Annotated in this window: 4 protein-coding genes; all 4 read right to left on the bottom strand. The window is 37.2% G+C overall.

Annotated features, from left to right (window positions below; all coding sequences use genetic code 11):
- Window positions 1–59: 59 nt before the first annotated feature.
- On the bottom strand, window positions 60–491 hold the full coding sequence (locus TT13_RS10795; RefSeq protein ID WP_027699950.1) for a hypothetical protein: 432 nt from the start codon (window positions 489–491) through the stop codon (window positions 60–62).
- 71 nt (window positions 492–562) lie between these two features.
- The gene (locus TT13_RS11450; RefSeq protein WP_190279681.1) at window positions 563–724 is read right to left on the bottom strand and encodes a hypothetical protein; all 162 of its coding nucleotides are present in this window, start codon (window positions 722–724) and stop codon (window positions 563–565) included.
- Between the two features lie 12 nt (window positions 725–736).
- Window positions 737–982 (bottom strand): helix-turn-helix transcriptional regulator, encoded by a 246-nt coding sequence (locus TT13_RS10790; RefSeq protein WP_027699949.1) that lies wholly within the window; start codon window positions 980–982, stop codon window positions 737–739.
- 90 nt (window positions 983–1072) lie between these two features.
- Window positions 1073–1592, bottom strand: a 520-nt coding sequence (locus TT13_RS10785) for a phage antirepressor KilAC domain-containing protein (protein ID WP_027699948.1), incomplete at its 5' end; no start/stop codon positions are given.

The raw sequence follows: 1592 nt of genomic DNA, 5'->3' as shown, positions 1-1592 counted from the left end.
GTACCTCGGTACCATCCGATAAAGTAAACGTTTGAAATTCTGCTGGGTCGAGCTGACCATCAAGCATGTTCATTGTCATAGTCCTCCACTCGCACTTTTAGCGCTTCAATGTTTAAGCCTGGTAACTTACTTTGTAGATTATCTAGCTCTGATTGGGTGAAGCGAGTCTTATGACGGCTATCCTCTAAACGAGTTCCAAAATTAAACCATCTTTCCTGAAAGGCCAAACCAAGCGTTTCATCATTTAAAACATCTCGCTTATCAACTGGTGAAAGTACATAATAAAGCTGTTCTTGCTGAACTTTTGATTGAGCTTCACTTAGTAATGCAGTTAATAAAACAATTTCATTCGTCTGAGTAGTTTCGATTTTTGATACTACTTCAGCATTTAATTCATTAACCCCCTCTAGAAAAAATGTTAATGTTTTAGCGCTTTCTGCGCTTATCAATAAATTATTCAGTGTTGAGATTGCTTCTTGAATATCTGACATGATTAACTCCTATATGTTTTGCGATGATTTACCTCAAGTGATAAAATCAAGAGGTAAATTTCTTCCAAAATTTATTGATTTTGCACGTTAGTGGTGGCGGCCATTGACGTGCTTTTTTTGCATAAAAAATGAACTAGATTAACGAACCCAATTAATGCTCCTCCTGTTGCTAAAATCAGTGCCGCAAAACCCAAGAGCAGTTTTAAATCATCAAATGTTATTACGTAATACATGTCCTCGCCTCCTTACTTTTGTTTTAATAGCCAATTATCTATTTCATCTGAGTGATACCTAGTGATTGCCATGCCATATTTGTCCAAAGTGTGTTTAGGAATTACGCCATTCTCTACTAGTGACTTAAATGAATTCTGACTAATTCCAATGCGCTCATAAGCTTGTTTCTGATTAAGCCAAGGGCTTTTACTATTCATTTTGTTAACCGATTCTGTCAGCTCTTTAATGGCTGAAACAATCTGACTTAGAACTGACAATTACATCACCTCCTTTAAAATTCTTATCACTGTCGATGGGGGTCGATTAGTTTTATTTACATCAGTGATAAGAATTTCATTGCCAATAAATTAGTTATTTAACAAAGCCCTTTGTAAAAACTTATTAACAAAGTATTGCTGGCCTTTGCCAGTGACCTTAGTTGTGAACGTTAGTTTCACAGAACCGTCTGGATTGGCATGTGAGCTTTCCTTAACTTTAAAAAGTCCTTGGTCAATGTACCGTTGTGTAGGCCGGTTATACTGGCTACCTTGTTTATGAAGATATCCATTATCTCGTAGCCAACCAAACGGTCGATTTTGACCAATTTGTACGCCATTTTGAGAAATCAGCTTAGCTAAATCACCAACTAAAATTGTCTGATGGCTAACATTCACGGCATCAGCAAAGATTGCTTTAGGCTTCATAACTGCATTATCAGCTTCAAGCATTCGTACTCTTTCTTGATAACCTAGCAATTGACTGTCGGCGTACTTAACAGCTCGTGCCATCATCATTTCTGGTGAGTTAAATGCTTCCTCTACTCTGATGAAGTAATCGCGAATTTCATCACCTCGCTGTGTATCCGTCAACATTGAAATAGATTTAGCT

The sequence above is a fragment of the Weissella oryzae SG25 genome (assembly GCF_000691805.2).
Classification (GTDB): Bacteria; Bacillota; Bacilli; order Lactobacillales; family Lactobacillaceae; genus Weissella; species Weissella oryzae.
This window is presented reverse-complemented; position numbering and strand designations above follow the sequence as displayed.

Excerpts from the sequence above, each read along its gene's own strand:
- TT13_RS10795 (WP_027699950.1), bottom strand. The coding sequence starts at position 491 with ATGTCAGATATTCAAGAAGCAATCTCAACACTGAATAATTTATTGATA.
- TT13_RS11450 (WP_190279681.1), bottom strand. The coding sequence starts at position 724 with ATGTATTACGTAATAACATTTGATGATTTAAAACTGCTCTTGGGTTTT.